This window comes from uncultured Sunxiuqinia sp. (genome assembly GCF_963974515.1).
Classification (GTDB): domain Bacteria; phylum Bacteroidota; class Bacteroidia; order Bacteroidales; family Prolixibacteraceae; genus Sunxiuqinia.
On the sequence record NZ_CAXBDD010000053.1, the window covers coordinates 19,150 to 27,466 of the forward strand.

Consider the following 8,317-nt stretch of genomic DNA (forward strand, 5'->3'; position numbering starts at 1 on the left):
CATATTAAACAAAATACAATCACTAATTAATGATTGAAGATTAGACACTACTGTAAGATTGCTTGGCAATTGCTACATAATACCAAGCCAAACAACAAGTAGATAGTCAAACACTTTGATAGGTCGACACATCTTCTGTTTGATTAAAACAAAAAAATACAATCATGATACGGAATAATTTTGACAAAACGTTTAAATATCTGCGTAAAAACTGGGTTTTCACAGCCATTAACATAGGAGGATTGGCTTTTGGATTTATCTGTGCTATCCTCATCTTTCTGCATGTGGCAAAAGAAAAATCATACAATCAGACAATTCCCGAACACGAAAGGGTATTCAACCTTTTGCAAAAAGACCCGGAAACACCATTGGGCAATACCACAATAAGTTATGCGCTACCTCCATTGCTGGATGAACATTTTCCGGAAATAGAATATTATGCCAGGACCGAAAATTATAGTCAATACAGTAACTGCATTGTCACCTATCAAGCGGGGCATAAGAACAGCTTACTAAGTTTCAACGAATCTGACTTCTACCTGGCCGATGAAAACTTATTTGAAATTATTCAATACCCTTTTTTAGAGGGCTCAGGGAAAGAAGCACTGAAAAAAAACAATTCAATTGTATTATCGGAAGCTACGGCCAGTAAATATTTTGGCGATGAACCTGCCCTGGGGAAAGCACTTACTTTAAACGGCGACCAGTCATTTATGGTATCGGGGGTTGTACAGTTCCCCGAATACACCACGTTCAGGTTTTCAATGCTGGCACCCATTACAACTTTACGCTCAGCATCGAAACTGGCTGGCTGGGACAGCAACGGACAACCCTATTTCAAGCTCCACAAAAATATCGATTACAAAGCATTCAATGAAAAACTGGAACACTTTTACAGCGACCTGCAACCTGAACAAGTACAACATCCCGAACAGCTGACACTCTCATTGCTGCCAATCGCCGAAAGGCATTTGCACTACAATAAAAACCCCCTATACCTGCTAATATTTATTGGCATTGTGGTGTTAATTGCCAGCATTTTGAACTATGTCAACATGTCAACATCATTGGTCCAGAAGAGAAGGTCGGAGATTGCCCTAAAAAAAATATCGGGAGCCGGCAAATATGTTATTGCCCGTCAATTTATGCAGGAAACACTTGTGATAGGATTTATTGCTGTGTTGCTCGGCAGCATCCTTTCCATTGTTGGAGTACCGATTTTTCGAAACCTTGTCGGATCAAATTTAGAACCCTTTCTGAAAGCCCATCTCCATTTATTTTTCATTGGCAGCCTTGCTTTGTGGCTGGTAACTTCATTGTTGGCTGGCTTTTACCCTGCAATGATATTGTCAGGTATCAAGCCGCTTGTTCTTTTCAGAAAAGAAGGCGGGGACAAAGCCGGACTTCGGAGTAAAAATATTCTCATTACAGTTCAATTTGTGATTTCGATTATTCTGGTTGTTCTAACGCTAATGGTCGACCGTCAATACAAGCACATGGCAAACATGCCATTGGGTTTCAACAATAAAATGGTGATGCAAATTCCATTTACCGATCAACTGAAAGATAACTACACCTCCCTGAAAAACGAATTGAAACAAATCCCAACCGTTAAAAATGTCTGTGCGGCTTCATCGATGCCGGCTGGTATTCCGAACCATTCAGGTGTATCGTGGGTTGACAGCGAAGGCACAAAACATGACGATTCTTTTGCCTTTGCTATTGTATCGGACGATTACACCCAAACTTTTGATATGAACCTGGTAATGGGCAACGAATTCGTTAATGACCGGCCCGATGAGTTGAAAGGGGTAATTATTAACGAAGCGGCCGCCCGGCGGCTTGGGATCGAAAACCCTGTGGGTACCCAGCTTCACTTTTGGGGAAAAGAAAACCCGGTGATTGGTGTGGTAAATGATTTTCAAAACAATTACCTGTTTAACACGGTAAAACCAATGATTATATCGGCACACCCCGCGAATCAAGGGTTTACAAAGTATTTGTTTGTAAGTTTAATGCCCGGAAATGTTGATCAAACCATCAATGAAATTGAAAATACGATTGAGCAAGTTTCGCCTGAGTTCCCATTTGAGTATCATTTTACAACGGCCGAAGTCCAAGGCTATATCGATGAACTAAAGCAATTAAACCAAACTTTCAGATTCGCGAGCCTTGTGGCTATTATGCTTGCGGTGGTCGGATTGGTAGCATTGTCGTATCATGCTACCCAAGCCAGGGTCAAAGAAATTGGCATCAGAAAGGTGAATGGGGCCAAAAGTACCGAAATCATAGGCCTGCTTAACAACGCTTTGCTCTGGTCAGTGCTGATGGCTTTTGTAATAGCTGCCCCCATTGCCTGGCTCATTGTGTTCAACCTGCTAAAAGGCATTGGCAACAAAACCGACATTGCACTGTGGATTTTTATATTCGCCGGTGCATTGGTAGGCTTGATAGCTATGTTGACAGTGAGTTGGCAAAGCTGGCGGGCAGCTACGAGAAACCCGGTGGAGGCGTTGCGGTATGAATAGTGTAATCAGAGAAATAATGCTATGAAATACAATTTGAAAACTGTATTGCGAAAGATCAGGATTGAAGGGACCTTATCCATCCTGAAACTGGCTGGGTTGGTGCTGGCATTCAGCATTACGATCCCGTTGGTGTGCAGTGTCGCTTAGCATGAGTCTTTTGATCGTTTTCATCCCGATTCGGATCGAATTCATTCGTTTCAGTTACTCTTGACACTTTGTAATTTCGATCAGGCTCTTCTGGAGTTCCATTTCCGTTTTTACCCGATTGGTAATATCCTGAAAAACGCCTCGATAACCTCAGCCTGAGATTATTTCCGTCAAAAAACAAAAAAGAAAACCAATTGAGCCACTCTCCGCGCATGCCGGCCCGAATGATACAATGCAAGGCCAGGGCGGGTATCCCGTTCCGAGGAGAGAAGAAAAATTTCAATGACATCAGTTAAGGGCCGGTCTTGCAGTTTCGCCCCGACTGGCTTGGGAATGGTTTTCTTTCTTTTTACCTGTTTTTTTTCTTTGTTTTTTGAAAAAAATATCGCTGTTCAAAACACAACAAACCATCCGATTCCGAAGGCGCATTTAAATCCATCCAGCCCTGTCGCAACCCAAAACGGCACAAATCCATTCAACATTCATTTTAGGGAAACAGCCTCAATTTAACCATATAAGACCCCACGTCGGTCCAGGTGGGGTAACGATCCGAAAACGACAATCCAACTTTGCACCAATGAGCGGATGATCTGTCCGTGTTCATATAACCAGATTAGAAACCATTAAAAAAGAACAGCATGTTTGGAATCGATCAGATCAGTTGGGGCCAATTTACCCGTTTTGTACTTACCATCATCATGGTATGGTACCTGGGACTGTTGCTTGTTTATTTTTTTCAAAAGAAACGGAAGCGTCCACCCAGCCTCTTTGAAGATGATGGCGCAGAATCTCAAAGGCCGGAAAGGCTGGAACCCATTTCAGTATCCTCCGGGGATCTGCCCCCGGCCATGCTTCCCTTTGTGCCGATTAACGAAGTTGTGATGTCGGTTTCCCACTATGAGGAAATGGGGATGGATGATGGCCTCGGCCTTGACCAGCTTCAAAATTCGAAAGATCCTCTGCCACCGGAAGTGATGGATCAAATCCAGTTTCAACAATAACCCTTTAAAACTTTAACGATTATGAAACCAATTCAACGGTCTTTTCAGAAAGCATCCGCTTTCGTTCTGCTCTTTTTGCTTTGGATCTCCCAAAGTGTCGCCCAAAGCTCCGCTGGTATCGACCAGGCTACGGCCGAAGTAAATTCTTATGTCGATCCGGTCTCCAATCTGATTATTGCCATTGGAGCCGTGGTTGGGCTGATTGGCGGCGTTCGCGTGTTTATCAAGTGGCAAAGTGGTGACCAGGATACCCAGAAGGCCATTATGGGGTGGTTTGGCGCCTGTTTGTTTTTGGTGTTGGTTGGGGTGGTCATCCGAGCTTTTTTCTCCTGATGGAAACCTACACGCTCCATAAGGTCGACACCCGGCTGTATGTGCAGGGATTCTCCGGTGTGCTGGTGTTTAAAGCCCTGTACGCCGTACTGACAGCCTTTCTGCTGTTTGTGATCCTGTATATTTCTGCCGGATCCCTTCCGGCTACGATCATCTGCATCCCGCTGTTTTTCGGCTACCTCCACCGGCTCAGCCGGATCCAGAAAGACCCGGGACCTGAAGGCTGGCAAAAGCAACGAACCAGCCGGAAGCTGCCGGGCTTTATTGTGATTAAAAAACGTCTTCATCAAATGCACACGTCATGATTCATTCGATGCAAAGTAAACCAATCGATCAGGTATTGCCTGTTTTGGGTTTTAACGGGGATTATTTGGTCTCCAACAACCTGGACATGGGTTTCGGGCTAAAGCTCCAGCTCCCGGAACTGCTGAGCCAAAGTACCTGGCAACTGTACATGTTGCACGATACCTTCCGTCGGGTGGTGAACCTGCTGCCGGCCGGGGCGCTGCTGCACAAACAGGATTTCTTCCTGTCCGACCGGTTTGATTCCAGCCACCAGAAAAGGGCAGGCAGCCTGAATGAAGCCTACCTGGATCACTTTACCGGCCGGCCTTTTTTGAGGCATGAATGTTACCTGTATGTCAGTTTGCTGAATCACGGCCTGCTGAAAAACTACCTGGGTTCGGCCCTGATCTTTTCGCGGAAAGCCCGGTTAGCGGAGATCCGCCTCACGGACAAGCTCCGGGAACTTCAGAATAACCTGGCGGCGGTTTTGGTCCAAAGCGGCATGGACTGCGAGCCCATCAAACAGGAAACAGCCATTGGCGGCGTACGCACACCCGGACTGATTGAGCGCTACCTGACCCTAAATTTCAGGGAAGGGCAGCCGGTGTTGGGCGGCATTGATTTTCGGGACCGGCTCCGGGTGATGGACCAGTTTGTGGAGATCCTCAGTTTAAGTGATTTTTCCCATCTGCCGGGCGAGCTGCGTCCGGCGGGAAACCATCCGCGAACTCAGCTGCCTGTTTCCTTTGTACACCCGGTGAGCTGGAACCTGCCGTTTTCACATGTGACCAACCAGTTTATCTATGTACCCGACCAGCAGCAGACCAAGGCCATGCTGGAAGACAGCTACAAGAAGATCTACAGCCTGTCGCGCTTTTCCTCGGAAAACAAGGTGAATGCCGGGGTGATTGAGCAGTTTTTGGACACGGTCCAGACCACCGGAGAGAAGCTGGTGAAAACCCATTTCAATGTGCTGCTTTTTGATGACTCCCTGCCCCGGCTCAAGCAATACAAAAGCGAAACCGCTTCGGCTTTTTCGATGATGAACTGTTTTCCCTACCAGCATTCGTTTGATCTGCCGCTGTTGTTTTTTGCCTGCGTACCCTTTTCGACCCAATTGCCTGAAACGGAAGCGTTTATCGCCCAGGTGCCTCAGGCTTGCTGCCTGACCAATTTTGAAGGTGCGATTCGCAGTTCTGAGTCGGATTTCACCCTCTACCTGTCCAACCGGCAGGAAGGCTGCCCGGTCAAAATCGACCTTTCGGATGAGCCGATGGACAGGCACCTGATCCACAACCGCAACAAGCTGGTGATTGGCGGATCGGGCTCCGGGAAATCGTTTTTCACCAACCATTTGCTGCGCCAGTATGCCGAAAGTGAAAACTGCCATGTGGTTCTGCTGGATGTGGGTCGAAGCTATGAATTGCTGACCCGCTACCTGGATGAGCGGCTGAAGGAGCGGGGTGGGGCGATGATGGTGGAATTCACCTCCGAGAACCCGATCTCCTTTAACCCCTTTGTACTAACAGGTGAGCCCGATGTGGAACGCAGGCAAACCATCCTGTCGGTGATTTACACGATTTACAAAGAGAACCTGACGGAGATGGAAAAGGATGTCATTGCCCGTTCGCTGTCCGAGTTTTTCAAAACCAGTGGACCGGAGCGTTCTTTTAACGGCTATTACGAGTTTTGCCTGGAATTTATACCCGGGCTGGTCAGGGCACAGCAACTGGACTTTAACAGCCCTGAGTTCTTCTTTATCCTCTCGAAATATTACCGTGAAGGGGAGTATGACTACCTGCTGAACAAGCCCATGCAGACCGACGAGTTTTTCCGCTGTCCGTTTTTGGTTTTCGAACTGGACTCGATCAAGGACCACCCGGTAATTTTCCCGGTGGCCACGCTGATTATCATGGATATATTCCTTCAGAAGATGCGCCAGCTGAAGGGCGTGCGCAAGGTCATTTGCATTGAGGAAGCCTGGAAAGCCATTGCCACGCCGCAGATGGCCGGTTACATCAAGTATTTTTTTAAAACCATCCGCAAGTTTTTTGGTGAGGCCATGGTAGTTACCCAGGAAGTGGATGATGTGATCTCCTCGCCGGTGATCCGGGATGCCATTATCAACAATGCCGACACGCGAATTCTGCTGGACATGGGAAAATTCAAAAACAAGTTCGAGCAGATCAGCCAGACCCTCGGACTGTCGGAGTTCCAAAAGGAGCAGATCCTGTCGATCAATAAAAACCTGCCAGCGGACCGAAAACTCAAAGAAGTTTTTATCGGCCTGGGCAGTTATTCGCGGGTTTTTGCACTGGAAGTCAGCCGGGCGGAATACTTCTGTTACACCTCGGAGCAAGCCGAAAAGGAGACGGTCCTGAAAACGCTTTCCGGGGGCTCCCGGGCATCTTTTTTAGAAACCTTAATATCCATTTGACATGAACTTCAAAAACAACACCATGATAGGAAAGAACAAAACAACAATCTTGATATTGGCGGTGACACTGGCCCTTCTGGGAATTTCCCCGAAAACCGCCACCAGCCAGGCCCCGGTCACGGACGTCGGTGCCGGTATTCAGCGTGAAGCCCTTTGGACACAAGAGAAGGGCATCCTGTCCAAAATCAACTGGTACAATATTTTGATTGAAGCCCTGAATGGCGATATCAAAGGCTTGACGGGTGAACTGCTGGGGATTGATCAGAAACTGCTGGAAAGTGTGGAGCAGGTTTCCGGGCTGATCAAAGACTATAAGCGCGTCAAGCACACCCGGGACATGCTGGAAAAGATCATGGAAATCTACACCGAAAAGCTGCCCAGGCTGGTTCAGGATGTGAACTTCACCGACCAGCAGGCGGTGGTCATTGTGCAGTCCTTCGATTTGATCCTGGACGACAGCCGCCAGCTGGCCACCGGTATTCTGAATACGATATTGAAGGACCGGCAATTCCTGATGGATGACAAGCAGCGCTACGATACCATCAACGGAATTTACGAGGACGTCCGCCGGCACTACGGAACCATCTGCTACCTCTACAATAAGCTGCTGTACGCCTCTTACATGAAAAGTTTTGAAAGCGACAAGCTGGAAAGCTTTGCAATGTATTACAGCCTTTATCAATAGCGAGTTCAGAGTACTTCGATTTAGAAACATCATTAAAAACATATCATATGAAACTTATTTTGCCCTTACTTGGAATGACCATGAGCGTCATGGTTGCCACTGCCGTATTCCCTAAACAGGCCAACGCCCAGCTACTGAATGTCAAACCCTGGCATGGCTATTATCCGGAGATGAACGACAACTACCCGCTGAGTTTTGTGGCCTTCAAGGGTTGGCTGATTCCAAAGCCGCACGTTTTTGTCCGTACGTGGCCTACCCATTACTATGTGGAGCTGGGGGCTTTGCCGGTGTCTGATGCTGAAGCTTACGCCGGAGAAACTAAAACCGGTTTACTGCGCATTGTCGCCAGGCTGTTGGAACAATCAAAAATGAAAAGCCGGAGTGAAGAAACTACCCGGATCAAGAGCAATAAGGAACTGGAACAGGCCATTGAGCAGCGACTGTTCCAAGCCCGCTCTGATGAGCTTCCGGATATCTATGGGCTGGCCAATCGGTTTATCCGGCTGTACGATAAAATCCGGCAACTGGAGCAGGTGGAACAGACCACACCCATTAAAAAGATCCTTCAACAGGAGGCCGATGATCTGCTGCTTCGCTTTCTGATGGTCAACCTGCTGCAAACGGATCACGGGGAGAAGGTGGAGGCTTTTGCAATGATCCATGCTGAGCTTACCAAGCTGAGCGGAGAGACGGACTATACCTTTCAAAAGGTCAGCCATTTTAATCGCTACGGAAACGACCAGGTTCATCCTTATGCTTTTTTGAGTCGGTAGGGCAGACAATGCCCAGACAATTAACCATCCAAAATCCAAACACATGCTTTTACAAATCATCACTACCGACGGCTTTTTCAGTTTCACCGATCTGCTGGTCGATGCCGGGATTGACCAGGCCGGCCTGC

Annotated in this window: 8 protein-coding genes; all 8 read left to right on the forward strand. The window is 47.4% G+C overall.

Annotation, left to right across the window (positions count from 1 at the left end; translation table 11 throughout):
- Positions 1-164: 164 nt before the first annotated feature.
- The 8 genes from AAC033_RS12175 to AAC033_RS12210 all read left to right on the forward strand — a co-directional run bounded on the left by AAC033_RS12175 (position 165) and on the right by AAC033_RS12210 (position 8,189).
- Entirely contained in the window at positions 165-2,528 is a 2,364-nt protein-coding gene (locus AAC033_RS12175; RefSeq protein ID WP_339738461.1) for an ABC transporter permease, read from the forward strand.
- Between the two features lie 21 nt (positions 2,529-2,549).
- Complete coding sequence (locus AAC033_RS12180) at positions 2,550-2,675, forward strand: hypothetical protein (protein ID WP_339738463.1); 126 nt, start codon at positions 2,550-2,552, stop codon at positions 2,673-2,675.
- Positions 2,676-3,313: 638 nt separating this feature from the next.
- Positions 3,314-3,676 (forward strand): hypothetical protein, encoded by a 363-nt coding sequence (locus AAC033_RS12185; RefSeq protein ID WP_339738465.1) that lies wholly within the window; start codon positions 3,314-3,316, stop codon positions 3,674-3,676.
- 30 nt (positions 3,677-3,706) lie between these two features.
- Positions 3,707-4,009, forward strand: coding sequence for a DUF4134 domain-containing protein (locus AAC033_RS12190; RefSeq protein ID WP_339738475.1), 303 nt, complete (start codon positions 3,707-3,709; stop codon positions 4,007-4,009).
- Positions 4,009-4,314, forward strand: coding sequence for a DUF4133 domain-containing protein (locus AAC033_RS12195; protein ID WP_339738467.1), 306 nt, complete (start codon positions 4,009-4,011; stop codon positions 4,312-4,314). Before AAC033_RS12190 ends, AAC033_RS12195 begins: the two co-directional genes overlap by 1 nt.
- The gene (locus tag AAC033_RS12200) at positions 4,311-6,731 is read left to right on the forward strand and encodes a TraG family conjugative transposon ATPase (protein WP_339738469.1); all 2,421 of its coding nucleotides are present in this window, start codon (positions 4,311-4,313) and stop codon (positions 6,729-6,731) included. The genes AAC033_RS12195 and AAC033_RS12200 overlap by 4 nt, the downstream gene beginning before the upstream one ends.
- 1 nt (position 6,732) lies before the next feature.
- A complete protein-coding gene (locus AAC033_RS12205) occupies positions 6,733-7,416 on the forward strand; it encodes a hypothetical protein (protein WP_339738471.1) in 684 nt (227 codons plus the stop codon).
- Positions 7,417-7,463: 47 nt separating this feature from the next.
- Entirely contained in the window at positions 7,464-8,189 is a 726-nt protein-coding gene (locus AAC033_RS12210) for a hypothetical protein (protein WP_339738473.1), read from the forward strand.
- Positions 8,190-8,317 lie beyond the last annotated feature (128 nt).